We start from the raw sequence: 23,264 nt of genomic DNA on the forward strand, positions 1-23,264 counted from the left end.
TTGACGGGTATTTGTCTTCTATTCCTTCAATATCTTCCAATAGCCGCCTTTCATCCCTTCCCTTTGAATATACCCCTTATCTTTAAGAGCATCTAAAAGCTTCTGTACAGCCGATTCATTGATATGAAGTTGTTCTGCAATCTCTTTCCTTCCAATAGTATTGCGTTTTTTAAGCATCGAAAAGACCTCTTCTTGCCTACTTGTTAATGGTTCTGTTTGACCACCTTTCTGACCACCTTTCTGACCACCTTTCTGACCACCTTTCTGACCACCTTGAATCTCTTTTGCAGACAACCAAAATTCCACTTTTGTAAAATTGGTACCTTGTTCAAAAATTGGAGCGGTATCGGTATAATGTTTCCAGCCTTCTTCCATTTTATCAAATCCGTATCCGGCATTCTCAGCTAGATTGACTACTCGAAACAGTTTCGCCAAAATAGGGTTTCTTGGCAATGACATATCTCCACTACGGATCATCTCCAAGTCTTGAGGTAATGCCCCTGCGTTAAGAAATTCTATACGGTTCTTGAAAACCCTAATTCTGGATTTCATCGGACTGAAATAATCGGCGTGCATCAGCATATTAACCAACGCCTCTCTTAAGGCACTTAACTGTGGCTGATCTTCTCTACCAAACCCTTCACTATCCATCTGAAATGGCAGATCAATAGCGTTGTGCAAACGCCGCATAATAACAAAAAAATATTGCCACAAGTTCTCTTGCTCATCTAATCTATAGGAATATCGCACCGATGAATCACTATAACTGGTACCGGGAATTTCCAAGTAATCGATCCGAAAATCTGGAACGGCTTTTTGTATAGCATCATTACTCCCTAAAAAGAATAATCCCGAATAGGTAAGATTTCCGTTATCTGTAATCCTCACTTTCTGCAGGAAAATATCATCACTCAATTTATTATATGGATGGGTGGGGTCAATTCTACTTAAGTAGGACCTGAACTCTTTAACCGATGTCATATCTAAATCAGCGAGAGTAAATTCCTTTGCGCTTTCAGATGATCTGGTTCCGAAAGCTTGATCGCGATACATCGCATCTATCTCTTCTTTACTCGCACGTTGATCACCACTGGCTGTCCGTAAAAATGTGTTGGCAGGGTTATTATAATAAATTGGTTTTTTGCTGGAAACGGGAATAAAAAATGCTAAAACCACTTTTTCATCGAACTGATACTTTTTGCAAAGAGGTAATAGCTTGGCATTAAACTTTTCTCCGCGAAGGGTGTTGGTGAAATCCTGTTCTATCTTATCGGGACTGCCAACGCCAACAATCTCATAGGTCTTCCCTTTTTGCTTTACGCCCAAAACAATCCACCCGCCGGCCGTGTTAGAAAACGCACTGACGGTTTCCCATATATTTTTAGGTAATTCACTTTTTGATTCTTTGACTTCAAAGTCTTCCCATTCGATATCAGTTAGCTTTTTTATTAGTTCGGTTTTGGTCATTATTGAATTTTGGTGGTTCGTCACAAAGTTAAAGTTTATTGCTTTATGGCGCAGAAAACTTGTCCACTTTTCTTTGTTTTAATTTACAGAGTTTACATTTTTATTTACAATATTGATTCCTTTGGGTGAAAGCTGTCAGGGTATTTTCGGTAAATCAATTAGGTAGGATATGATATTAAATAAAATGATGAAACACATACAGGTATATGCACCATTTTTAATGTTTGTTCTTTACACTTCCTGTACGGGACAAAACCGAATTGAGCAGCCAGCGGGTAATTCCAGATTGGAGGCCGAAAATGTTATCACTTCCCGCGGCCCCAACCACATCACGCGTAATATCATACAAGATAGAAAGGGAAACATTTGGATTGCTGCATTTGATGGTATTTTTCGATATGACGGAAAATCGTTTACTAATATCACCAGTAAAGTAAGTTCGGCACGTTTCTTTTCTGTTTTAGAAGATAACAAAGGCACCCTGTGGTTCGGTTCTGTTGGATCGGGTGTTTATCGATATGATGGAAAATCCTTTCATAATTTTACAACCAAGGATGGACTTCTTAATAATGAAGTTGGAACTATCTACGAAGATAAAAAAGGTAACATCTGGTTTGGTGTTAATGGAGGAGCAAGCCGTTATGACGGAAAATCATTTCGAAATTACAGGATAATCGGAGATGTTATGCGTGAAGACGGAACCGGAAAAAATGTTACGGTTTTTGAACGCCGCCAAAATGAAGTTAGCTCGATTATTGAAGACAAAGCGGGAAGGTTCTGGTTTGCTACGAGAGGCAATACCTTCATTTATGATGGAAAAACATTTACTGTTTTGACCCACAGGGGCAAACCTTTTAAAAATGTCCGTTCGATTATTGAAGATAAAAAGGGCAATATTTGGCTAGGTGGAATGGATGGCCTTTGGCGTTATAACGGCAGTACATTTATCAACTTCGCAAAGCAATTTGTTGGCTATGTGTATGAAGATAGAAAAGGCAATATATGGACGAGTTCAGCAAGCGATAAAGCGCAAAGTTCCAAACCCGGCTTACAAAGTATTAACAATCAAAAAGGTTGGACGCTTTCCCGTTATAATGTAGAGTCATTAGCTGACCATACAACCTTACCCGAAATAATAAGAGCAAATGACGGGATGATTTTTGGCATTCTGGAAGCGAACGATGGAAGTATTTGGTTCGGCACATTAAACGGTGTGTATCGTTATGATGGTTAAAACTGTAGATGAGCAGATCGAACTTTTGCAAGATAGTACATCGAATAGTTCTGATTTAATTCACTTGTCGTTTAAAGCTGCAGAACAAAAAATTCTGCTTGGTATTGAATGGCGTAGTATGGTCTTCCGTAATGCACTTTAATTTATCAAAACCATTTTCGAGTTCTGCTGTCAAAGTTTGCTCGTCGTACTGCTGTATATCCAGTCCACTACACTTTGTTGGTCCGTTTGTTGAAAACGTACCAATGGTCATATAACCGTTTACGCTCTGCCTTGCAATATCGAGGTACTTTGCTACCTGTTCTTTGGTTGTCAGAAAATGAAATGTTGCCCTGTCGTGCCAAATATCAAAAGCCATTTCGGGCTCAAACTCGGTAATGTCGCTGATTACCCAATTTACTTTTTCGGCTTTGTTGCCTAAGCGGGCTTTGGCTCTGTCCAATGCTTTGGCTGAAATATCTAAAACGGTTATATTTTCATAACCGTTGTTCAGCAGGTGATCCACCAATTTGCTGTCGCCACCGCCAATATCAATAATGCGAGCCGTTTTATCTACGCCGAACGAACGAATAAAATCCAGTGAAGTTTTCGGTACTTCCTGTGTCCAGCTTACCTGTTCGGGGCTTTTGGTTTCATAAATCGTTTCCCAATGCTGTTTTTTATGTAATTCTTCCATATTGCTCATTATATGTTACCGGAAATCCTGTTTGCCCAGCTTTAGTATTTTGCCAAATGCCAGTGCGGCTTTGTGTACCTGTACTGTCCAGTCTTCTGCCGCATTGCCGTCTGCTCCGTCCGATATGTATTTGAGGCTGAGGAAAGGGACATTTTCTTTCATTGCCACAAGAGCCAACGCGTAGGCTTCCATATCCACCACATTGTAAATAGTAGTGGAATGTGCCATTTCAAAATTATCTCCCGTTCCGCAAACGGCTTCGGGTAGTCCGTCCATCTGCAAACCATATTCAAGGATTGGAGGCAATCCCGACAAGGGCGTTTCGTACTGCTCATATCCCAATCCTCTAACGTCCATATCCCGTTGTATGAATTTGGTGCAGCAGACGATGTCGCCTTTTTTGTAATGGTTGCTTCCGGCAGAACCTAAATTGACAATCAATTTCGGTTTTTCCTGCTGTATGGCTTTCATCAGGTTATAAGCCGCATTTACTTTGCCAATTCCGCATATTAGGTGCTTGTAATCCGTAAACACATCGGCTGCTTCAGATGCCAGTGCAAACGTAAACAGTACATCCTCAACAGGAAAAGCATATTTGGGGTTTATGGTAATCATCAATTCTTTTTAATGGATTAATATCCTACAAAGTTAAACTTTTAGTGCTACTGTTCGGTCAACAATGTTACCAAAGCACCTGCAGGGAAAACACCTGACTGTCCACCCATTTTTCCGTCCTGAAATACGAATCCTCTCTCTTAACGTGAATATTCTGTAGTTGATTATTTTAAATGTGGTAAGGAATCGGAGATTGTTTGAAATTATCGCTTTTCAACTACAACAAATACCAATTGGGCTACATTTCGTGCGATGACAATTAAGAATTTTACAGCTGAATTAAATCAGAACGAATATGCAAAATATTAAAGACAAAGTAGTTGCCATTACAGGTGCAAGCGTAGGAATTGGTAAAGCCATAGCAATAAAATTGGCAGAGCATGGTGTAAAGGTTGTCTTAGGTGCAAGGAATACCGAGCCTTTGGAAAAGGTTGTTGAAAAAATTAAAAGGAACGGAGGTGAAGCTGTATGTACAAAAACAGATGTACGTAATAAAGCAGATTTGGTTCAGTTGGTAAATGTAGCCGTTACACGATATGGCAAATTGGATGTTATAGTGAACAATGCGGGTGTGGCCCGTCTCAGTCGCATAGACGAATTAGACACTGACGGTTGGGATAATATGATTGATAGTAACATAAAAGGTGTTTTATACGGAATGGCAGCGGCAATTCCCGTTTTTAAGAGACAGCAATCGGGGCATATCGTCAATATCATTTCGACTTCGGGTATAAATATAGTGCCCATGCAAGGCGTATATGCAGGAACAAAAAACGCGGTCCGCACTATCGCAGAAGCGTTTCGGCAAGAGTCGGACGGAAGCATCCGAATTACAGGAATATCGCCCGGATATATAAAAACAGATTTCGCGGCAAAAAGCGTAAAAACGGCAGAAATGAAAACAGCGATTTCTAAAACTGTTGAAGAACTGGCGATAAGTCCCGAAGCTATCGCTGATGCCGTAATCTACGCCATTAGTCAGCCTAAAGATGTTGAAGTTGGCGACATTGTCATTCGTCCGGCACGTCAAAATTGATTATATTAGAGCTACAAAATGCAAGGGCAATCTAACATAAATCATATGAAGAGCATCTCGCAATTAACGCGGGCATTGGGGCTTCCTGTACCATTGCATCCGTTGATCACCTTGGTTGACTACGATAAAGTTTCGGTTGAAATGCTTCCTAAAGGGCAAAAATTAGTTCTTGATTTTTATAAAATCTCTTTTAAGCACGCATTCAAGGGACAAACAAAATACGGACAAGGGTATTACGATTTTGAAGAAGGCGGATTGGCATTTTTGAAACCCAAACAAATAGTTTATTCGCCGGAAGATAAAGAAAGTTACCACGGTTTTGCTTTGTATTTTCATCCTGACCTTTTACGGCATTATCCATTGGGAAGCACCATAAATCAATACGGTTTTTTTTCTTACGATGTTTCAGAAGCCCTGTGTTTGTCGGCAAAAGAGAAAGAAATTATAGCCAATTTATTTGCTGCAATAGCCAATGAATTAGACAACAATATTGATCATTTTAGCCAAGATGTGTTGGTATCGCAAATAGATCTGTTATTGAATTATAGCCATCGGTTTTACGCTAGGCAATTTATCACAAGAAAAGCAATCAATCATGATATCATAACTTCTTTGGATAAACTGTTAAACAGCTATTTTGAAAAAGAAAACAGTTTGAAAAATGGATTACCATCTGTTAAATATATCAGTACACAATTAAAATTATCACAACGTTATCTAAGCGATATGTTGCGTTCACTTTCAGGGTTGAACACGCAACAATATATTCAGAACTTTATCATAGAAAAAGCCAAAGAAAAGTTATGTACAACCAATTTATCGGTTTCAGAAATTGCTTATGAATTAGGGTTTGAACATTCGCAATCGTTCAGCAAATTGTTTAAAATAAAAACAAAGCTTTCGCCATTAGCCTTCAGGCAATCGTTTAATTGAAAACTGTCGTATCAATTCCGTTCTTTAATATTCCAATTTGTGCTCTATCTTTTCTCAACTACTTACGATAGGTCGACTGGTCTATTTCAGTATTCCAGTAAGTAAATCTTGGAATTGGCGTAATCCCATACTGTTTTAAATTGCGATAAGAAGCGATACCCTAAATTCATCAGGTTCGGTTCGGTTATTGCCAGCTCTCTTCTGATAACCTGCGTGCCTTTCAGAGAAGAGAGTTCTACACCTTTTAATGTGAATTTATATTTTCCGTCGATGATCAGATTCTTTATGGTCAATAATGTATCGCCGCCACTGTCAGTACCGGAAATTTGAACGGAACCGCGGCCTTTCAATATCTTACCGGATGGTTCATCCAATTGCAACAAGCCGTTCTGGCCTGTGTCAAATGCCCCTAAAACGCTGATCCCGTCTATCGATAGTCTGACCATCGGGTGATTCGGCAACTTTCTGTTCTCAAAATTGATAACAGCCAATACTTGTTCTTCCTTCAGAAAATCCTTGCGTTGGTTACGTTCAGCAGAGCTTTTATAGAAGGTGACCTTTCTGTGGATATAGTCTAGCTTAAACAGATAGCCGGTAAAGAAATCATGGCCTATGTAGCCCAGGCAATCAGGTGTGATATAGTTCTGTAGGAAATCATAGTTTCCGCTGCTGATATTCTCAAGATTTCGATAGATAACACCGTTCGTGAATCTGATTTCCCTAACGGTGTCGTTCGTATTGATCTTGAAATCATGCCCGCTGCCGGTGATACCGGTGCTCTTCGTTTTTTTGTTGGGGAGATCGATAAGGTTATCATTTAACGATATGGACGTTCTGTAGCCTGTATCGAACATAAACTTGCCACTTACACCGTTTACCGCTCCTGAGATGAACGGGTAGCCGTTTATAAGCGTGATGGGAAAAACGACCGAGTCGCCATGCAGCACGGGTGTTTTTTCAAAGACCTGCGCGCTCGCCCGTGTCCCGAAATATGTTATCGATAGTATGATCGACAAATAGCTTAGTTGAATGCGTGTCATTACTGTATGTTAATAATTGATCAATGGGCAAGTCCTTTAAAAATCCGGAAAGAACGTTCATAGCTAAGGATGATACAACAGTATCCGGCTTAAGGGGTCGGGTCTGTTTTAGATGCCAGCCGTCTTCTGATGATACTGATAAACTCAGGCGAGACACCTATGTAGGATGCAATGTGATATTGCGGAACTCGCGACGGAACAGTTGGATGCAGGGTAACGAATTCAACATATCGTTCCATCGCTGACTTACCGATTGCACTTACCAGCCTGTTCTGGATCGTACATAGATTTCGCTGAACAAGCATTCGGAAAACATGCTCAAATTTCGGTATCTCATGAAGGAGCCTTTCCTTGCTCCGGCGACTAAGCATCAGAAGCTCTGTCTTTTCAAGCGCTTCGATGAAAAACGTTGACGGCTTTCGCTCATGAAACGAAGCGATGTCACTTATCCACCAATCCTCAACCGCAAAAGAGAGAATGATTTCACAGCCATTAAAATCTACGTGGTAGATTCTTGCACATCCTTTAACGATGTAACCCTCGAATTGACATATATCGCCGGCTCGCAACAGAACGGTCTTGCGCGGAACCATTTTTCGCTCTAATAAGCTGGTGAAGGTTTCTTTTTCATCATCCGTCAATGTGATGTACCTGCTGACATTAAGAAGTATATTTTCGAACATCGCGATCGGATTGAATATGTTAAGTCTTACAATTTTTACCCATTGTTCAGAAATTGGGAATGGCCTTACAAATCTTGTAAACTATTATTTTAATCTGCTTACCATATGGTAAAAAATGAAATTGACCGGCTTTTTTTTCGGGAAACACTGCCGTTGCAGGATAGAGGCAGTTAATATGGCCGGTCGCTCTTCCAGGACAGGTAGCTGATCAAGGTCCTTCACGTTTGCCCGTGCAAAAACAAATTCGGTGTTAAATTTAAGTTCCTTCGGAATTCTAATGGTGATGTGCTGGTTTTCCTCTTGAATAACTTATTGAGCGACTGCGGGTGTTTGAACCCTAGCTGGTAAGCGATCTCCGAGACCGTCAGATCCGTGACGGACAGATACTCTTTGGCTCTGTCAATCAGCTTCTCCTGAATATGATACTGTGCCCCCTGACCGGTTATCGACCGGAGCAGATCGCTGAAATAATGCGGCGAAAGGTTAAGGCAGGCAGCTATATACTCGACTGTGGGTATACCGGATTTTAAGGCGAGCTTTTTGTCGAAGTAATTATTCATGATTAGGTCTAACTTAGTGATCACGGCATGATTGACCGTTTTACGTGTGACGAACTGTCGCTCATAAAACCGGTTGCTGTAACTCAGCAGCAATTCTATTTGTGCGATGATGACCTCCTGTGAGTGTTCATCCAGATGCTGATACTCCTCTTCGATCTTTAAAAAAATCTCTGCGATGTACTTCTCTTCCTTTTCCGAAAGGTGAAGCGCTTCACTGGATACGTAGGAGAAGAATCCGTAGTTTTTGATCTTGGTAGCCAACGGGAAGCTATATAGGAAATCCTGGTGAAAAAATAGCGCGTAACCGACATCTTCACCAACCTCGTAAACCGGCGGACCGTCCAGCGAAAGGATTTTTTTGGGCGCCAGGAAGGTCAGTATCCCTTTATCGTGATCGTATTGCTGCTGACCATACTGCATTTTACTTTTAACATTCCTTTTCAAAGCGATGCAGTAAAAATTCAAGGAAAAACGTTCCAAGACTGAATCGGCCGCCGCACGGACATCCGCTATCCGAACGACGCTGATCAAAGGGTGAAGCGGATCAGGTAAGGACAGCAGACGATGTTTGTCGGATATGGTACTGATGATTTTCATTTAGACCCCCCTATCATTTGTCGTCTGATCAGACGTGTATATCAAAAGCAGACCAGGCCCGCGGACCTGGTCTGAAAGGTTTTGGTCGCAGGTTCTACCAGCGAAGTGTTTCCACAAAAAAGGAGCCGTTCTCCATTAAATTATCGAAAAATACCTGCTTGGTCTCTAGGCGGTTCCAGTCTCTTTGCAGTTCACAGCCAAACTGGGTAACGGAAGATAATTGAACGCCCGCCTGCTCCATCCGGCGCAGGGCAACCTCGTGCGCAATAGTCGAGGTTCCGCCTATCGCATCGACAATGGTATACACCTCATAACCTTCTTTAAGAAGATCCAGCGCCGGAAAGCACAGACAAACCTCCGTCCATAATGCGCAAATGACGAGCTTCTTTTTGCCGAGGGATTTTACAGCTTCCTGAAATTCCTTGTCCTCCCAGGAATTGACCGTCGTGCGGTCGATCTCCTGCACGTCGGGTAAGATCTCTTTAAGGTGCTTCACCGTCGGTTTGTTAATGCCGCTTTCCACATTAACTGTGGTCAGGATAATCGGCAGATTGAATCCTTTTGCAAGTTTCGTCACGGTGACGATGTTTTTGACCAATTGTTCATGGTCCATCGACCTTACGGAATTGACCTGAAGGGGCTGGTAGTCGATCAGGATCAATGCTGAATTTTCAGGTGTAATCAGATGATCGTTCTTCGGATCGCGGATGGGTGTAATACTGCTCATGGTATGAATAATTAAATGGTTAATAAATATTTGTTCAGTTCTGTGATCGCTGCGGTTTTTCCGCTGTTTGCATTGTTAAAGAAAGCCGGCCCGGCCAGATCGTTCTTCATATTTTTCATATTTCTTAAAACTTGAATTGTGCCTGATAACTCATAAAAAAACCGTCCCGGTGTGCATCGATGATATCATTGATGAAGGGCGACCATTCCGGTATGACCGGCAAGGCTGCGGGCGCGATGCTCCGGTAGCTTTGAGCGCCATAGACGATCGATCCTCCATATCTTCCGATCGACGCCGGGTCTGACACAAAATTGGCGATCTGAAAATTCCTGTCCATTTAACTACTTCAAGAAATCACCTGGATGAAAGGACTTTGATGTAGACGATATGGCCTTCGATAAGGTCAAACATGGTTATCCCAGATTCTGATCTGATCTTCCTTAAAATACAACTGTTGCTTCTCGCCGTGGCGGACGAGATAAGGTTCTCCGTTCTATTGATTAATGTTACTGTCTGCGATGGCTGTCCAATGCTATTTTATTTCGGACCGCTGTCCAGCAACACGTAAAGTGCCGCGATCTTGCTATCATGGAATTGAACAGTGCCACGATCTTGCCATCATGGAATTGAACAATGTCCATCCCCGTGGCGACGGGCTGCTGCCCCGCCGGGCCCACGCCCCAAACCAGCCTGCCGATCCCGTTATTGATGATAACGGGGCTCTGTTTAGTGAACACGAAATTGGAAGGCAGTACCTTTTGTGTTGTGGAAACGCTTTCATTGATGGCGTCAAAGCCGGTCACCTGGTCCTCTACGTGATGTAGTATCGCTGACTCGCTGTATATCTTTTCAATGGCTTTCAATCTGGCTGCCGGGTCCTTTTCGTTCCAGACCTGATCGAGGTTTTCTTCCATGATCCGGGATAGTTCATAGCGCATGATCAGTAAGTGTTGAAGGTTAAACGAATTAGAAGCAAGCGGCATGCCGTTCGGTCCGGCATGCCGCTGCACGGCGGCTATTTCTCTGCCGGCACCAGTGTAGCCAGTAACTGCAGCTCCCACGCTAATGCCACTCCGCTGGCACCGCCATTCTCGAACAGCACACTGGCCAGTTGTCCTGCGGTCTCTGTACGTGCCCAGTCACGTTGCCATTCTGAAGCGACCGCCATCCAGTTAATTGGCGTGATGCCATGCTGCACCATACGGCGTATCGCCATATCATGCGCTTCCTTTGAAACAGCGCCGCAGGCATCGGTAACGACGAAAACATCATAGCCTTCGGCCACCGCCTGGATCGCCGGCATCGCCACGCAGACCTCCGTCCAAAGACCTGCGATGATCAGCTGTTTACGGCCGCTTGCGGCAACGATATCGGTAACAGCGGGATCCTGCCAGGTATTGATGAAGGTCCGGTTGATCGGTTTCTGATCAGGAAAAAGCTCCTGCAGCTGTTTGATGATCAGTCCGCCGCGCTCCTCGATCACGGTGGTCAGGATGGTAGGTACCTTGAACACTTTAGCCGCTTTGGAAAGACCGGTCACATTGTTGATGATGACCGCAGGGTCGTGGCTGTTCAGGTTGGTGAACTGGAAAGGCTGGTGATCGATCAGTACAAGGATACTGTCTTCCGGCCGTAACAGGGCGTCAAGGCCCTTTTTTTGAATGTTTGACATGATCTGATAGTATATATGGTTATTTATCAATAGCTATTCTCATAGATTGCATAGACCTGGGTGTTTCCGGCCTGTAATGGCCAGTCAGTGAACTACGGGCGATGGTCCGCTGCCGGACAGTAAATTTGTTCGTTTTCACGTATGTCGCTTTTCCGGTCGTTGCCACAAATCTACTTGTTTCGGCTAGCGTGAAAAGATGACATAGGCCTTTAAAAGTCGTAGATTTATGTCGACGTTTCACCGATTCTGTCAGCCGGGCTGCGCTCATCAAACCGCTATGCTCCGTTTTTGGTTCTGGTCAATGCTGCGGGTCTTTTAGGGTGATGGGCGACTGCGTGACGGCATATCAACACCAGCGGTTTCCCTTCGCCGAGGTCTGTCACGTGGAGACGCACATTTGGCGCCACTTTGATAAATTCTTTTCTGTTTCCCGGTTTTTCCTTAGCAGGCGTGTTTTTCATGATCTTATTTAATTTTGATGTTTAATAATAATGTCTGGTATATTCTGCCCCGTACCACGCAAATTTAAATGCGTCGTATTTGGAACGGAATAACCAGATCGCTGTTTTGTGTATCCCTATTGGGTGTCTGAATGGTTCTGCCAGTGAAGGTTCCAGTTCCTGCAGAATGAACGACGGATTATCCGGCTGGCCAGGCAAGGTAATACTCGCCTGAGCCCCTTAGCGTCGTCATTTTTTTACCATATGGTAAATACTTCCTGTGAAATTATTATGATCTTTAGTACATGAAAGAACTCCTTGATTATTTACAGCAATTCGATACCCTGAATGAACAGCAGGCGGAAATGGTCACAAGCAAAGCCAAACTCGTCGAATTTCCCAAAGAGACCTACTTTTCCGAAGCCGGTAAAGTGCCGAAGCAGATTGGCTACATTTTGGAAGGCGTTCTGCGGTTCTGCTACTACGATAACAAAGGTCAGGAGGTCACCCACTATTTTGTCGGCGAGGGCCAGTTCATTACCGATTTTCCGAGGTTCGAGGCGCAGATCATTTCGGCTGAATATATACAGACCGTCACCGATTGCAAACTGCTCGTGTTCACGAAGGAGGACTGGGATTATCTGCTGGCGACGATCATAACCTGGAGCAACATAGAGACCAAAATGGTCAAAAAATGCCTGAACGAATCGTTGTCGAGACGCAGTCCGATGGTCTCCAACGACGCTACGGAGCGTTATCTGTCATTCCTGGAAAGCTTTCCCGCTCTGGTCACCCGCATACCGCTGGCCTACGTTGCTTCTTATGTCGGCGTCACGCAGCAATCGCTTAGCAGGATCAGAAAAAATCTGCGTTAGCTCATTTTTTACCATATGATAAACAGTTTTGAACGCCAGATCCCAATATTTGTATCGATATCTAAGCGTTAATAAAAATGAGTAAAAAAGTCGTACTGATCACAGGGACCAACAGCGGGTTCGGCTGGCTGACCGCTCAAAGTGTCGCAGCTCTGGGGCATAAGGTCTATGCCACCATGAGAGATACAGCAAGCAAAAATGCAGCACAGGCACAGGCCCTGTCCCAGGTGGAGAACATTACCGTGGTAGACCTAGAGGTAACCGATGAAGCGAGTGTCAAAAAAGCTTTCGACAGCATCATTGCCATAGAAGGAAAGGTTGATGTTCTGGTGAACAATGCAGGTGCAAGCATGTTCGGCGTGGGTGAAACCTCCACAGCTGCCGATCTACAGCGTATGCTGGACATTAACGTTATCGGTCCATGGCGACTGATGAAGCTCGCTCTGCCCGGAATGCGTGAGCGTTCAGAGGGTCTGATCATCAACGTGACTAGCGGTTTTGGCCGGGTCAGCTTCCCGTTCTTCACCATGTACTGCGCCTCGAAGTTCGGTCTGGAAGGGCTGTGCGAGGGTCTTTATTATGAGCTCAGGCCGTTAGGCGTTGATGCGGTCATTCTTGAACCGGGTGGCTTTCCCACTGAAATGGGTTCAAAAGTGCAGACAGGTGCCGATACCGCTGTCGCCGAAGGGTATAGAGCGCTTGAAGAATATCCAGGAAAGATCTTCGCAGCTATCGGCCAGCTTTTTGAGACGCATAAGCCGGATCCGCAGTACATCGCCGACGCCGTAGTTAAACTGATCGGCATGCCGAAAGGTGAACGACCGGTAAGGACAGTGGTCGACCCAACCACAGGACAGTTCATCAGTGCCATCAATGAAGGCACGCAGATCGAATTTAATAAGACCATGGAAGCCTATGGTCTTAGGGAGCTTTTAGCTTAAACGTCTTACCCTCCTCAGGCTTTATGCCGCCCTGATCCCCCGGTGTCCCTCTGATTGAAGGACATCGGTTGATTTCATAATTCTCCAAACCAACTGAATTACTTCAGATCCTTAACCGGATCACTCAACAATAATGCTTTGTGCTTTGAACCGAATCACCAAATAATTGGGTTGTTTCGCAAAATGCATCTCTTTTTTGTAATGCAATTTTACCTTGTCAATAATGACTAGGTCTGCTTGGATACTGCAATTTAACTACGAGGCCAGCCAAGCGAGTAGATCTGAGGCTTTTACCTTGCTTACAACTATCCGTTCAGGAGTTTCGACACTCAACTTGACGATGAGCCTTCGATTAAAGAAGTGCTCGGCCATCTGGACGGCGGCACGGTTGATGATAAATTGCCGATTGGCACGAAAAAACAGAGACGGGTCCAGTATAGACTCCAGCTCGTCCAACACTTCTTGGATCAGGTACGTTTCGCCTCTTTGGGTATAGGCATGTACAATGCCTCCAACCGAGTAGACAAATGCGATGTCTTTGGTGGATATGGGAATGATTTTCTCGTTTTTGAAGACCAGTAGACTAGACTTGTAGGCAGGATGCACCAGTTGTTTAAGGAGGGTTTCCAATCCGGGCGGGATAGTCTGCACTCGGCCCCCCATCAACTGCCGCATCTGCTCATATTTGCGTAGGCCCCTGGCTAGTTTATCTTCATCGATGGGCTTTAGCAAATAGTCGATACCATTGGCCTCGAAGGCCTGTATGGCGTATTGATCGTAGGCGGTACAGAAAATAACCGGACAGGGAGGCTGGACGGTGCGGAAGATCTCGAAGCTCAATCCATCGGAAAGTTGGATATCCGAAAGGATGAGTTCCGGTGTGGACTGATTACCCAGCCATTGGATAGCAGCTTTTACGGATGGGACGATGCCTGTGACATGCAAATCGTCACCGAGTCGCTCTATCATTGCTTTCAAGGCCTTGGCCGTTTTAGTTTCGTCTTCGATGATCAGGATGTTCATAGCGGGTCATTTAACAGAGGAACGGATACGGTGAATGCGTGAGCGGTTTTCAACACCTCGATTTCTTGACCAGCTAGCAGGCGGTAGCGCTCGCGGATGTTGTCCAATCCGGTGCCCAGGCTGTCTCCCTGTGTAGGTTTCGGTTGCAGGGAGTTGCTGACGGTAAGCCGGTTGGTATCCGTGGCGTTGATTTGCAGGTGCAGGGGTACTTCGACATCGGCGACATTGTGCTTGACAGCGTTTTCGATGAGCACTTGCAAGGTCATGGGCGGTAGTTTCATGTCGAGGAATTGCTCAGTGATGTCGATATCTACGAACAAAGCGTGCTCAAACCGTTCCTGAAGGATATATAGGTAGGACCGGGCGAAATCAAGCTCTGCACGGAGGTATACAAGATCGGCCATGCGGTTATTCAGCAGGTAGCGGTATACGTCAGCGAGGCGTTGGATAAATTGGCGCGGTGCGCGTTCATTGATCATACTTTGAAGTGTGCCCAACGAGTTGAACAGGAAATGTGGACTCACCTGTTCCTGCAAGAGACTGAGCCGCGCCTGCAGGTTTTCTTTTTTCAGCCGTTCGTTTTCTAACCTAGACCGTTGGGTCACTTCCGCCATTCGTAACAAGTAGACGATATAATACAGGAACCCGCCTAATACCATCCCCCGCATCAGGAGTAAAAAATATACGACGCGCATGCCTCGTGGTAGTGCTGCTACCCGTCCGCGGATTTCACCGATATCCTGAATGCTATAAAAAACAACTAACGAAATACACATGCATGCTGCAATGGCAATAGCGGCTTTCCACCCGTGCCACCGTGGCTTATCTAGCTGTATGACACTTTGTATCACTAGCCAACTCAGGAATACGTTAACAAAAGAACCGGCAAAAGTGAGCAATGAGGAAGCTGTTTCTTCCCGGTAGCTGCGCAGCACGTAGCCTAGGAGTGCAATAAACAAAGAAATAATAGACCCGGTGAGGGGGTATAGTCGCTTCATGGTACAAAGGTACTGTTTTGGCAGACAGGAAGGTTTACCCGTGATAATCAAACGGACAAAAAGGCCGATGAACGGAAAGCTGTGAGGCTAATCCTATGTTCGGTAATGACCTGTTCATCTCGATATGTGGCCGTTTCATACCAAAGTGGTCTACTTCCTCGGGTCCGCAATGTCGAAACAACCATAACAGAAATATGAATATCATGAAGAAACTAATTATCCCCTTGACACTGGTACTGGGTACCATCGTCTCCGAAGTAAATGCACAGGTTGTTGTAGTAAGACGGCCGGTGCGCCGGGTGGTTGTAGCTCCGCTTCCGCCGGCAAGAATGACCGTGGTAAGGCCGTTGCCCCGTGTGATCGTAACCCCAAGGCCGGTAGTGGTAGCGCCGGCTCCGGTGATTATAACGCCAAAGCCGGTAATAGTAGCTCCCTTCCCTGTTCAGCCGCTGTCGTCAACAACGGTCGTCCGAAGGAAGACTGTCATTTACAAACCTTAATCATAGCATGCAAGAGTCATCTTACAGGATAGAAGCGGCCGGTGATTTGCTACGGACACAGTTCCCTCTCATTGGGCAATCTGTCCGTTTCATCATCATTTTATATTAAACATGTTTCGATTCCTTCGAGCTTTGCATCAATAAATAGTAATATCATATGAAAAAGAACGTCTTAAAATGGGTGTTAATATTGGTCGTCAGTGGCCTTACCACCGGTGCATTCGCACAATCGAAGCTCACCAATGAGCAGAAGGAAGAACTGTTGGCTAAGATGGAGCAATACCGGGCCGAATTGAATCTATCGGACCAACAGCAGGAGCAAGTGAAATCAATCAATGCCACATACTTCGAAGGACTGGCCGGGCTCAAGGCATCGAACGGTTCCAAATTGTCGAAGTTCAAAATGTATCGAACGCTTAGCGAAACGCGCGATGAGCAAATGAAGCAGGTGCTCGACGGGAATCAGTACAAACGCTACAAGGCGATGCAGAAAGAGATGAGGAGTGAATTAAAAAGTCGCAAAAAATCATGAACGCGAAGAGATATATCCGTTTAGCGCTACTGATAGTGCTGCCATTTTTTTTGTTTGGTGGATGTGCTGACGAAGCGCCCGATCCAGCTCCCCGTTACCCATGGGGAGATTGGATGGATTGGGAGCGCCTTGTCGACTGGGATACCCTGACAGTAGGCGGCCGTGCACGCACGTTCAATGTGCACCTGCCGCCCCAATATGAAGAAGGCGATACCCTGTTTCCACTGGTCATCGGGCTGCATGGCACGGGAGGCAGTGCAGTACAGTTTGACCGTCACTACCATCTCTCTGAGAAAGCCGACGAAGCGGGATTCGTAGCCGTTTATCCCAACGGCGTCAGGAGCGATGGCCGTCTCGGCATACGTACGTGGAATGCCGGATCGTGCTGCGATTTTGCGATGCGCGAGCATGTGGACGACGTGGAGTTCATCAGCGAGCTCATCGACAGATTGATCGAGACATACCGCATCGATGCCAAACGCATCTATGTGACCGGCATGTCCAACGGCGGAATGCTCGCCTACCGGCTGGCTGCGGAGATTCCTGAAAAGATTGCCGCCATAGCGCCCGTGAGCTGCACGATGGTGTTCGACCCTCCGGCCGAACAATCGCGTCCGCTGCCTATCATCCACCTGCACTCCGTGCTGGATGAGATTGTCCCCTATGAAGGCGGCACAAACTCGCTGGGGTACCATTTCGCACCGGTTGATTCGGTACTGAACGTATGGGCGAAACGGAACGGTTGCCTGCCGAACGCCCAGGTGGTTGTTGATAACGACCGATACACACAGATGCAGTGGGTGGATGAAACCGGCTCGCCGCTTATCATGCACTATGTCACCGCGGACGGCGGCCACTCATGGCCGGGAGGCGAGCAGGTACGGCCCGGTGCTGCACCGCCATCCGCTGCGATAGATGCAAACGATTTGCTATGGAATTTTTTTGAGCGCTTACGCATCCCATAATGTGCGATTTTGGTCTGAATCGCACGGGATACCAGAAGCGGAACAAAACTGCTTAATTTCAAAAGTTTTGATAGTACCTATAACTTCAGAAGCACTACTGGTTTCATAGTAATCGGGTAAAACCAATAGGTTTTTACATACTAGCAAGCAATGTCCCGTTCAACATTTTTATCTATCTTTGATTTGGTGTTGAATGGGCATGCTTTGTTTAATCTCATAGGCTATCGAAGTCATATTAGTTAAGTTACCTGATATTTAAAGGATTATCTAAGAGTGGTTACTGATTACAAAAAATTCGACTTATTCGGGAAGACATTTATCCAAAAAGTGGACTTAAAACCACCTTTTGAGTTTGCCTTCCCCGTGGCCGAGCAGGCTTGCTTCTTATATATGCTGAAAGGTGAGATGGAATACCAATCAGCAGACGATCAGTTGAAGATACCTACCCATCACTCCTTGTTGCTTAACTGCATCAACTCGGGCAAACAGATACATGATACCGGTTCGGATAGCGAAGGTGAGATCGTTATTGTCACTTTCCATCCGGATATACTGAAAAAAGTTTACGATAAAGAAATCCCACTAATCTTTAAGCCAGCTAATCGGGTAACTAATCAGTCCAGAAAGGCAATCAACAACGACTTTTTGATTCATAAATATATTGAAGGATTGCTCTTTTATTTTGAAAATCCATCGTTGGTCAATGATGAAATTTTGGTTTTGAAGCTAAAGGAAATCATACTTTTATTATCGCAAACGCAAGATGCGGAAACGATACAAGTCATCCTATCGCAACTTTTCTCGCCTGCAACCTATACCTTCAAGCAGATTATAGAAGCCAATCTATTTGAACAAGTCGGTGTAGAGGATCTGGCGCAAAAAGCCAATTTGAGCGTTTCTTCGTTTAAAAGGGAATTTAAAAAATTATACGACGATTCGCCTGCCAATTATATCCGAACGAAACGATTGGAAAGGGCTGCCGAATTGCTTTCGGTTTCTAATGAACGGATTACAGACATTGCGTTTGATTGTGGATTCAATGACTTGGCAAATTTCACGAAAAGTTTTCACGACAGATATAACGTTTCCCCCTCAAATTTCCGCCTAAAAATAAAAGAAGGCTGAGAAAGGGTATGGGCCTTAACATCCCATTTCAGCATTTTTTATTATGCGGTTTTCTATCAATGCCTTTGCGCAAAATGCGTGGCAAACGAAGCTTACCTCGATTTTTGAACCAAATTGTCAAATAATTGGCCTAATCTACAAATTCATCCGGTTTCGGACGGTTTAATTTTGCACTATTAATAATTGTTAAATTTTAAAATTAAACTCATGGGACTATCACATTTAGGTATTTTTCATACGGTTATAGGTGTAGCAGCTATTATTGCCGCCATTGTATCTTTAATAAGAAGAGGTAAAATAGATCTCAGCCAATTGAGTGGCAAGATCTATTTTTATTTCACCTTAGTTACATCGTTAACAGCTTTAGGACTATCCAGTGTTAAAGGCGTCAATCCGGGGCATATTCTTGCACTGTTAATTGTTATATTGATTTCGGTGGCGTACTATCTTTACGCAAAAAGATCGGGAAACAATCGATCGCGTTTTATTGAGAATTTTTTTCTTACGTTCAGCTTTTTCCTGTCCCTGATTCCAACGGTTAATGAAACTTTTAACCGTATCCCGATAGGTCATCCGTTGGCCAATGGACCGCAAGACCCATTAATCGGAAGAACCCTGCTCATCCTTTTTGTGCTGTTTGTGATCGGTTCTGTTTTGCAATTCAGGAAGCAAAAGAGCATAAATAAAGTGGTGTAAGCCTGAATTTTTTATTGACAAAAGTTTAAATCAAACGCTTCCTAGTTATCACCGTGAATTTGTTCATCTGTATCCAGCCGAACGACCTTTACCAATCTTATACTGATTATTGCATCATTAAAACAAAAAAATGATATGAATGTAAAAACAGTAAAGTATCGATCGCTAAAGGCCTGCACACTTGTAGCCGTGGGGTTAGTTATGCTTAGCAGCTACACCGTGAATCCGCAAAAAGGAAATGTATTCCATGAAATAAGGCCACTTCAAACCGATAGCGTATCCTTAGATGACTTATCCGGTTATTTCCGCTTTCCAAACCGAGTTGCGTATATCCGGTTTTTTGATCAGGACGGCCAATTTATAGCGCAGCAGGCATGGGATGGACGGACTTATCCCTTACAGCGTACGGGATCACTCACCTTCCAGTCACGTGATGAAGCGTACCAAGTTGCATTTATCGGAGGCACTGACGGAAAAATTGATAAGGCCAAGATTCTTAACCGGGTAATGCTGGAAAAAGTTTTCTTCAACCCTACGCAATATGTTTCGCTTACCGCGGACCAACTTATGCCGCTCTTGGGGCGATATCGACTTCAGACTGACAACAATATGGAAATCAATGTAACAAGGCAGGGCAATAAACTTGCTGTAGAGCAACTATGGGATAACAAAACCATCGTGTTTGAAGCTTTCTCCCCTACGGATTTCCTTAATGAGGAGCTGTCCTTTCCACTGACATTCATCCTCGCAAATGGTACTGTTAAAGAACTTATCTGTTTTGAATCAGATCGTTGGGAAAGGATAGATCATGAATAAGCGGATGTTTAAATCGATGCTCTTGATTTGGCTGCTCATGCCAGTTACCTACCTGTTTGCCCAAAGTGTTGCTGACCCGAATTTTCGGTTTGAAACGGAGCACGCTCGATATAAAAATGGGAAAGGCCCCCTTGTTCGCTATGATGAGGGGCACAATAACCCTTTCACGCTGAAGGGGCAGTATGCTGCATTTGCCAAGGTACTGGAAGCGGATGGTTACCAATTGGAGACCAACCGACAAGCCATTACTGCAGAAACCTTGACGGATGCCCGTGTGTTTGTGACTGTCAATGCATTGCACGACCTGGACAATTGGGGTGCCCAGACAGGTAGCGCTTATACCGACGAAGAAGTGGAAACTTTATACGATTGGGTGCAGCGCGGCGGCTCGCTTTTCCTTATCACCGACCAGATGCCTGCTGCCGGGTCCGCCGGTAAGCTGGCTGCCCGCTTTGGCTTTGCCCTCATCAATGGTTTTGCACAGCGTAAGGATGGCCAGCCTGAAATCTTCTCTCGTAACAGAGGCAATCTCACGGGCAATCCGGTCACCGATGCAGCCGGTTTTGCAATAGACAGCATCCGCTTTTGGGTAGGAACGGGATTTGTTCCGCCACCGGACGCCATTATTGTTTCGTCGTTGGGCGAAGACTACGAAGTATCGCTTGCGTCTGATGGGTCCAAAATATCAGGTAAAGGTTTAGTAAACAGTGCTATTCTACAATGTGGGCGTGGGCGGGTATGTCTAATTGCCGATGCCGGTCCGTTTTACGCAATCTTAAGAGGGATCAAAAGTGAAAAACGAGGTATGAATCACCCTGATGCAATGCAGAACGCTCGGTTTCTTTTAAACATCCTTCATTGGCTGGATACACCATAAAGAGGCGATATCCCTGAAATCTGCTATATGATCTTTGTGCTGATGAAACTATTTTTGTACTTCAAGCGCCATCATTCTTCAAAATCCGGGAGAATAGCAATGGAGATTATTGAAAATAACTATGGGAACTGAAATGTCCTTTTATAAATTTATCATCTTGCTTTCGCTAATGTTTATCAATCTTTCTAGTGCTTATACCCAATCTCTTCAGTTAGACACCACCCTTTCAGACGTCTATCAGTTCCATATCAGGAAAGAAGATGAGGAAGGTTTTTTAATAACTTATTACGATGCCGTAGACACCAAAGACAACTCCAACCCCTTCGAAATCATCATTACCCAAACGAGCAGTAAATTAATGAACATGAACGGCGTAGCTGATGGCATTGAGAAAAACCTTAAGAATTATAATCCGGATAGCCGATTGATGCTCATCAAACAGGAAGAAAAGGGAGGTAAAAATCGTCGGCTTTATCAGTTCGCTGGCAAGAATACCACGATACTGATGCTGATGCAGGAAAGCAATGACTGGTTCGCTATGATAGAAGCTGAATTTCCGGATGATGAACTTAAAAAGATGTCTATCCAAAAATGGCAGGACATCTTTTGGAAAGCTGAATAGTGAATTTTTGAAGTGTTAATCCTTAAATTTATTTAAATAAAAGGAGTAGGCCTCGAACATCATAAAACAAGAAATTTAGTACTCCAATTATGAAATTTGACTAAAAATTGCATCTTTAAGGAAATACTCCAAAATGACTTATAACCCTAATACTTATGATTCAAAAAAGACGAATATCGGATCTCATTATCTTATCAATCCGTATTTTACTAGCGCTTATTTTTATTTCATACGGAACGGGAAAATTGTCTGGCGGACAGTTCGGTAATTTGACCGAAAAAGAACTGGCTACACCTATCAAGGATCTGAGCCTGTTTAAAATTGCCTGGTACTTGTTTGATCATCAGCCTTTCAAAATATTTATAGGCGTCTCTCAAATTATAGCCTCTCTGATGTTATTGTATAACAGAACGATGATCATAGGGGCACTGATGCTCGCCCCTATTGTTCTGAACATTTTGATTATTGATCTGACGATTATGCCTTACGGTCTCAAACTTGCATTTGCCTTCCGATTAACTGGCTATTTGTGTTATATCGGCCTTTTATTGTTTTATTATAAAAATCAACTAACGCCGGTCTGGAAAACTGTATCAAACATAAAACCCATGCGTTCTGAGAATCAAAAAGCGATTTCTTATTTACTTGTTATTTTATTTATTCCAGCCTTGGAACTTGCGCCAGGAGTATTGAAAATAATATACTTTGCTGTAACTCATCCTCAATCTTTTTGGAATGGTATTAAAGCACTCTTTTGAAATATACGTTGCGCTTTAAATTGGGTAGGCCTCATATTGGTCAATTGCCGAAAATTATTGCTGAATGCGGCTATATTTGAATACCCAACTTCATAAGCAATCTCCGTCATATTCAGGTCGGAGTCTTTGATCAATTCCATAGCTCGAATAATCCGCAACATTTTCACATGCTGAACAAAGGTAGTGCGGAGTTTTGTCTGAAATAATCTTGTCAAACTTCTCACGCTCATCCCCGATAGCTTTGCCGTCTCTTCTAAACTAAGGTTTTCATTTAACCGATTTCTCAAATTATCAATAATTGCATTGAGCCGCTGATCGTCAGTAGTGGGAAGCTGAATTGAAAATTTTTTAAGATTCTCTTTGGACAGCAGCTTCTTTAATGTTGTCATAAATTCAAACTCCCAAGAACCTTGATAATAATCGCCCTGCCATGTTTCGCTGAAAGCAAGCATTTCTGATAGTAGCTTACTCACCGGATAGATGCCCAACTCATCGTAAAAACCACTGGATCTTCCATCAGGAAAATAGATATTGATAATATATAGATCCTGTGTATTAAACATCAGGTTGTGGGGATAATTTTTCGGTATCCAGATGTAATGATTGGACGGAATATAGAAGTCCCTTTCGTTTGTTTGCAAGTAAGCAATTCCCCCATAAACCAATAACAACTGAGCCTTATCATGTTGATGTGAAGGCAAACGCTGTTCGGTTTGCTGTCGCATCACCAGAATAGACTCAGGATTTTGGTCAACAGCATTTATCAGTTGGTTCAGAACCTCCATATGGCCAAATATAACAAATATTAGGCTAATTATATAAAACGATACTTTGCCGGCATGAATAGTTTTGCCTA

28 protein-coding genes are annotated in these 23,264 nt (G+C 43.9%); 14 read left to right on the forward strand and 14 right to left on the reverse strand.

Going from position 1 to position 23,264, the window contains the following annotated elements; all coding sequences use genetic code 11:
• Window positions 1-18: 18 nt before the first annotated feature.
• Window positions 19-1,467: an RNA-binding domain-containing protein gene (locus tag ACH11B_RS04520; RefSeq protein WP_377611852.1), complete on the reverse strand. Its 1,449-nt coding sequence runs from the start codon at window positions 1,465-1,467 to the stop codon at window positions 19-21.
• Window positions 1,468-1,651: 184 nt separating this feature from the next.
• Between ACH11B_RS04520 and ACH11B_RS04525 the strand changes: the two genes are divergently transcribed.
• Complete coding sequence (locus tag ACH11B_RS04525) at window positions 1,652-2,701, forward strand: two-component regulator propeller domain-containing protein (RefSeq protein WP_377611854.1); 1,050 nt, start codon at window positions 1,652-1,654, stop codon at window positions 2,699-2,701.
• A gap of 55 nt (window positions 2,702-2,756) precedes the next feature.
• On the opposite strand, the gene ACH11B_RS04530 is transcribed toward ACH11B_RS04525, so the two are convergent.
• Together ACH11B_RS04530 and ACH11B_RS04535 are read right to left on the reverse strand one after the other, a co-directional pair.
• Entirely contained in the window at window positions 2,757-3,377 is a 621-nt protein-coding gene (locus tag ACH11B_RS04530) for a class I SAM-dependent methyltransferase (protein WP_377611856.1), read from the reverse strand.
• Window positions 3,378-3,392: 15 nt separating this feature from the next.
• Window positions 3,393-3,992, reverse strand: coding sequence for a nucleosidase (locus ACH11B_RS04535; RefSeq protein WP_377611858.1), 600 nt, complete (start codon window positions 3,990-3,992; stop codon window positions 3,393-3,395).
• 295 nt (window positions 3,993-4,287) lie between these two features.
• Between ACH11B_RS04535 and ACH11B_RS04540 the strand changes: the two genes are divergently transcribed.
• Both ACH11B_RS04540 and ACH11B_RS04545 read left to right on the forward strand, forming a co-directional pair.
• Window positions 4,288-5,028: an SDR family oxidoreductase gene (locus ACH11B_RS04540; protein WP_377611860.1), complete on the forward strand. Its 741-nt coding sequence runs from the start codon at window positions 4,288-4,290 to the stop codon at window positions 5,026-5,028.
• 45 nt (window positions 5,029-5,073) lie between these two features.
• Window positions 5,074-5,961, forward strand: a complete 888-nt coding sequence (locus tag ACH11B_RS04545) for a helix-turn-helix domain-containing protein (protein ID WP_377611862.1) — start codon at window positions 5,074-5,076, stop codon at window positions 5,959-5,961.
• Window positions 5,962-6,047: 86 nt separating this feature from the next.
• Here ACH11B_RS04545 and ACH11B_RS04550 read toward each other — a convergent pair whose 3' ends face one another.
• The 8 genes from ACH11B_RS04550 to ACH11B_RS04585 all read right to left on the reverse strand — a co-directional run bounded on the left by ACH11B_RS04550 (window position 6,048) and on the right by ACH11B_RS04585 (window position 11,701).
• Window positions 6,048-7,001 carry a hypothetical protein gene (locus ACH11B_RS04550; protein WP_377611864.1) on the reverse strand — a complete coding sequence of 318 codons (954 nt, stop codon included), beginning with the start codon at window positions 6,999-7,001 and terminating at the stop codon, window positions 6,048-6,050.
• 89 nt (window positions 7,002-7,090) lie between these two features.
• A complete protein-coding gene (locus ACH11B_RS04555; protein ID WP_130854939.1) occupies window positions 7,091-7,684 on the reverse strand; it encodes a Crp/Fnr family transcriptional regulator in 594 nt (197 codons plus the stop codon).
• A 218-nt stretch (window positions 7,685-7,902) separates the two neighbouring features.
• Complete coding sequence (locus tag ACH11B_RS04560) at window positions 7,903-8,841, reverse strand: AraC family transcriptional regulator (RefSeq protein ID WP_149105046.1); 939 nt, start codon at window positions 8,839-8,841, stop codon at window positions 7,903-7,905.
• 94 nt (window positions 8,842-8,935) lie between these two features.
• The gene (locus ACH11B_RS04565; RefSeq protein ID WP_130854937.1) at window positions 8,936-9,568 is read right to left on the reverse strand and encodes a hydrolase; all 633 of its coding nucleotides are present in this window, start codon (window positions 9,566-9,568) and stop codon (window positions 8,936-8,938) included.
• A gap of 124 nt (window positions 9,569-9,692) precedes the next feature.
• A complete protein-coding gene (locus ACH11B_RS04570) occupies window positions 9,693-9,905 on the reverse strand; it encodes a hypothetical protein (RefSeq protein ID WP_404274008.1) in 213 nt (70 codons plus the stop codon).
• A gap of 169 nt (window positions 9,906-10,074) precedes the next feature.
• Window positions 10,075-10,629: a nuclear transport factor 2 family protein gene (locus tag ACH11B_RS04575; protein WP_377612022.1), complete on the reverse strand. Its 555-nt coding sequence runs from the start codon at window positions 10,627-10,629 to the stop codon at window positions 10,075-10,077.
• Window positions 10,584-11,240, reverse strand: coding sequence for a hydrolase (locus ACH11B_RS04580; RefSeq protein WP_377611867.1), 657 nt, complete (start codon window positions 11,238-11,240; stop codon window positions 10,584-10,586). Before ACH11B_RS04580 ends, ACH11B_RS04575 begins: the two co-directional genes overlap by 46 nt.
• Before the next feature lie 275 nt (window positions 11,241-11,515).
• Window positions 11,516-11,701 carry a hypothetical protein gene (locus tag ACH11B_RS04585; protein WP_377611869.1) on the reverse strand — a complete coding sequence of 62 codons (186 nt, stop codon included), beginning with the start codon at window positions 11,699-11,701 and terminating at the stop codon, window positions 11,516-11,518.
• A gap of 284 nt (window positions 11,702-11,985) precedes the next feature.
• On the opposite strand from ACH11B_RS04585, the gene ACH11B_RS04590 reads away from it, so the two are divergent.
• A complete protein-coding gene (locus ACH11B_RS04590) occupies window positions 11,986-12,555 on the forward strand; it encodes a Crp/Fnr family transcriptional regulator (protein WP_130854933.1) in 570 nt (189 codons plus the stop codon).
• Window positions 12,556-12,632: 77 nt separating this feature from the next.
• A complete protein-coding gene (locus tag ACH11B_RS04595) occupies window positions 12,633-13,496 on the forward strand; it encodes an SDR family oxidoreductase (protein ID WP_377476569.1) in 864 nt (287 codons plus the stop codon).
• A 255-nt stretch (window positions 13,497-13,751) separates the two neighbouring features.
• Here the strand turns inward: ACH11B_RS04595 and ACH11B_RS04600 are convergent, their stop codons facing one another.
• Both ACH11B_RS04600 and ACH11B_RS04605 read right to left on the reverse strand, forming a co-directional pair.
• Entirely contained in the window at window positions 13,752-14,519 is a 768-nt protein-coding gene (locus tag ACH11B_RS04600; protein WP_130854931.1) for a LytTR family DNA-binding domain-containing protein, read from the reverse strand.
• On the reverse strand, window positions 14,516-15,517 hold the full coding sequence (locus ACH11B_RS04605) for a sensor histidine kinase (RefSeq protein WP_377611871.1): 1,002 nt from the start codon (window positions 15,515-15,517) through the stop codon (window positions 14,516-14,518). Before ACH11B_RS04605 ends, ACH11B_RS04600 begins: the two co-directional genes overlap by 4 nt.
• A gap of 194 nt (window positions 15,518-15,711) precedes the next feature.
• On the opposite strand from ACH11B_RS04605, the gene ACH11B_RS04610 reads away from it, so the two are divergent.
• The 9 genes from ACH11B_RS04610 to ACH11B_RS04650 all read left to right on the forward strand — a co-directional run bounded on the left by ACH11B_RS04610 (window position 15,712) and on the right by ACH11B_RS04650 (window position 22,408).
• Window positions 15,712-16,017: a hypothetical protein gene (locus tag ACH11B_RS04610; protein WP_130854930.1), complete on the forward strand. Its 306-nt coding sequence runs from the start codon at window positions 15,712-15,714 to the stop codon at window positions 16,015-16,017.
• A gap of 157 nt (window positions 16,018-16,174) precedes the next feature.
• Window positions 16,175-16,549, forward strand: coding sequence for a hypothetical protein (locus tag ACH11B_RS04615; RefSeq protein WP_130854929.1), 375 nt, complete (start codon window positions 16,175-16,177; stop codon window positions 16,547-16,549).
• Window positions 16,546-17,514 carry an alpha/beta hydrolase family esterase gene (locus tag ACH11B_RS04620; protein WP_377611873.1) on the forward strand — a complete coding sequence of 323 codons (969 nt, stop codon included), beginning with the start codon at window positions 16,546-16,548 and terminating at the stop codon, window positions 17,512-17,514. The genes ACH11B_RS04615 and ACH11B_RS04620 overlap by 4 nt, the downstream gene beginning before the upstream one ends.
• Window positions 17,515-17,841: 327 nt before the next feature.
• Window positions 17,842-18,639, forward strand: a complete 798-nt coding sequence (locus ACH11B_RS04625) for an AraC family transcriptional regulator (RefSeq protein ID WP_207303716.1) — start codon at window positions 17,842-17,844, stop codon at window positions 18,637-18,639.
• A gap of 207 nt (window positions 18,640-18,846) precedes the next feature.
• Window positions 18,847-19,335 (forward strand): hypothetical protein, encoded by a 489-nt coding sequence (locus ACH11B_RS04630; protein ID WP_377611875.1) that lies wholly within the window; start codon window positions 18,847-18,849, stop codon window positions 19,333-19,335.
• A 135-nt stretch (window positions 19,336-19,470) separates the two neighbouring features.
• Window positions 19,471-20,151 (forward strand): hypothetical protein, encoded by a 681-nt coding sequence (locus tag ACH11B_RS04635; RefSeq protein ID WP_377611877.1) that lies wholly within the window; start codon window positions 19,471-19,473, stop codon window positions 20,149-20,151.
• On the forward strand, window positions 20,144-21,028 hold the full coding sequence (locus tag ACH11B_RS04640) for a DUF4350 domain-containing protein (RefSeq protein ID WP_149105054.1): 885 nt from the start codon (window positions 20,144-20,146) through the stop codon (window positions 21,026-21,028). The genes ACH11B_RS04635 and ACH11B_RS04640 overlap by 8 nt, the downstream gene beginning before the upstream one ends.
• Before the next feature lie 121 nt (window positions 21,029-21,149).
• A complete protein-coding gene (locus ACH11B_RS04645; protein WP_377611879.1) occupies window positions 21,150-21,650 on the forward strand; it encodes a hypothetical protein in 501 nt (166 codons plus the stop codon).
• A 155-nt stretch (window positions 21,651-21,805) separates the two neighbouring features.
• Window positions 21,806-22,408 carry a DoxX family membrane protein gene (locus ACH11B_RS04650; RefSeq protein WP_130854921.1) on the forward strand — a complete coding sequence of 201 codons (603 nt, stop codon included), beginning with the start codon at window positions 21,806-21,808 and terminating at the stop codon, window positions 22,406-22,408.
• Here ACH11B_RS04650 and ACH11B_RS04655 read toward each other — a convergent pair.
• A complete protein-coding gene (locus tag ACH11B_RS04655) occupies window positions 22,372-23,193 on the reverse strand; it encodes an AraC family transcriptional regulator (protein WP_049795133.1) in 822 nt (273 codons plus the stop codon). The two genes, ACH11B_RS04650 and ACH11B_RS04655, sit on opposite strands and share 37 nt — an antisense overlap.
• Between the last annotated feature and the right edge of the window lie 71 nt (window positions 23,194-23,264).

Origin of the sequence: Olivibacter sp. EAT-5 (genome assembly GCF_044784325.1) — a bacterium.
In the GTDB taxonomy this organism is placed as follows: Bacteria; Bacteroidota; Bacteroidia; order Sphingobacteriales; family Sphingobacteriaceae; genus Olivibacter; species Olivibacter oleidegradans.

What these genes read in the sequence shown, in the direction of transcription:
- ACH11B_RS04655 (WP_049795133.1), bottom strand. Translation starts at nt 23,193, where the DNA reads ATGGAGGTTCTGAACCAACTGATAAATGCTGTTGACCAAAATCCTGAG.
- ACH11B_RS04560 (WP_149105046.1), bottom strand. Translation starts at nt 8,841, where the DNA reads ATGAAAATCATCAGTACCATATCCGACAAACATCGTCTGCTGTCCTTA.
- ACH11B_RS04615 (WP_130854929.1), top strand. Translation starts at nt 16,175, where the DNA reads ATGAAAAAGAACGTCTTAAAATGGGTGTTAATATTGGTCGTCAGTGGC.
- ACH11B_RS04550 (WP_377611864.1), bottom strand. Translation starts at nt 7,001, where the DNA reads ATGACACGCATTCAACTAAGCTATTTGTCGATCATACTATCGATAACA.
- ACH11B_RS04570 (WP_404274008.1), bottom strand. Translation starts at nt 9,905, where the DNA reads ATGGACAGGAATTTTCAGATCGCCAATTTTGTGTCAGACCCGGCGTCG.
- ACH11B_RS04580 (WP_377611867.1), bottom strand. Translation starts at nt 11,240, where the DNA reads ATGTCAAACATTCAAAAAAAGGGCCTTGACGCCCTGTTACGGCCGGAA.
- ACH11B_RS04650 (WP_130854921.1), top strand. Translation starts at nt 21,806, where the DNA reads ATGATTCAAAAAAGACGAATATCGGATCTCATTATCTTATCAATCCGT.
- ACH11B_RS04520 (WP_377611852.1), bottom strand. Translation starts at nt 1,467, where the DNA reads ATGACCAAAACCGAACTAATAAAAAAGCTAACTGATATCGAATGGGAA.
- ACH11B_RS04535 (WP_377611858.1), bottom strand. Translation starts at nt 3,992, where the DNA reads ATGATTACCATAAACCCCAAATATGCTTTTCCTGTTGAGGATGTACTG.
- ACH11B_RS04605 (WP_377611871.1), bottom strand. Translation starts at nt 15,517, where the DNA reads ATGAAGCGACTATACCCCCTCACCGGGTCTATTATTTCTTTGTTTATT.
- ACH11B_RS04600 (WP_130854931.1), bottom strand. Translation starts at nt 14,519, where the DNA reads ATGAACATCCTGATCATCGAAGACGAAACTAAAACGGCCAAGGCCTTG.
- ACH11B_RS04640 (WP_149105054.1), top strand. Translation starts at nt 20,144, where the DNA reads ATGAATAAGCGGATGTTTAAATCGATGCTCTTGATTTGGCTGCTCATG.
- ACH11B_RS04555 (WP_130854939.1), bottom strand. Translation starts at nt 7,684, where the DNA reads ATGTTCGAAAATATACTTCTTAATGTCAGCAGGTACATCACATTGACG.
- ACH11B_RS04645 (WP_377611879.1), top strand. Translation starts at nt 21,150, where the DNA reads ATGGGAACTGAAATGTCCTTTTATAAATTTATCATCTTGCTTTCGCTA.
- ACH11B_RS04530 (WP_377611856.1), bottom strand. Translation starts at nt 3,377, where the DNA reads ATGGAAGAATTACATAAAAAACAGCATTGGGAAACGATTTATGAAACC.
- ACH11B_RS04635 (WP_377611877.1), top strand. Translation starts at nt 19,471, where the DNA reads ATGAATGTAAAAACAGTAAAGTATCGATCGCTAAAGGCCTGCACACTT.
- ACH11B_RS04545 (WP_377611862.1), top strand. Translation starts at nt 5,074, where the DNA reads ATGAAGAGCATCTCGCAATTAACGCGGGCATTGGGGCTTCCTGTACCA.
- ACH11B_RS04540 (WP_377611860.1), top strand. Translation starts at nt 4,288, where the DNA reads ATGCAAAATATTAAAGACAAAGTAGTTGCCATTACAGGTGCAAGCGTA.
- ACH11B_RS04590 (WP_130854933.1), top strand. Translation starts at nt 11,986, where the DNA reads ATGAAAGAACTCCTTGATTATTTACAGCAATTCGATACCCTGAATGAA.
- ACH11B_RS04525 (WP_377611854.1), top strand. Translation starts at nt 1,652, where the DNA reads ATGATGAAACACATACAGGTATATGCACCATTTTTAATGTTTGTTCTT.
- ACH11B_RS04595 (WP_377476569.1), top strand. Translation starts at nt 12,633, where the DNA reads ATGAGTAAAAAAGTCGTACTGATCACAGGGACCAACAGCGGGTTCGGC.
- ACH11B_RS04620 (WP_377611873.1), top strand. Translation starts at nt 16,546, where the DNA reads ATGAACGCGAAGAGATATATCCGTTTAGCGCTACTGATAGTGCTGCCA.
- ACH11B_RS04630 (WP_377611875.1), top strand. Translation starts at nt 18,847, where the DNA reads ATGGGACTATCACATTTAGGTATTTTTCATACGGTTATAGGTGTAGCA.
- ACH11B_RS04565 (WP_130854937.1), bottom strand. Translation starts at nt 9,568, where the DNA reads ATGAGCAGTATTACACCCATCCGCGATCCGAAGAACGATCATCTGATT.
- ACH11B_RS04585 (WP_377611869.1), bottom strand. Translation starts at nt 11,701, where the DNA reads ATGAAAAACACGCCTGCTAAGGAAAAACCGGGAAACAGAAAAGAATTT.
- ACH11B_RS04610 (WP_130854930.1), top strand. Translation starts at nt 15,712, where the DNA reads ATGAATATCATGAAGAAACTAATTATCCCCTTGACACTGGTACTGGGT.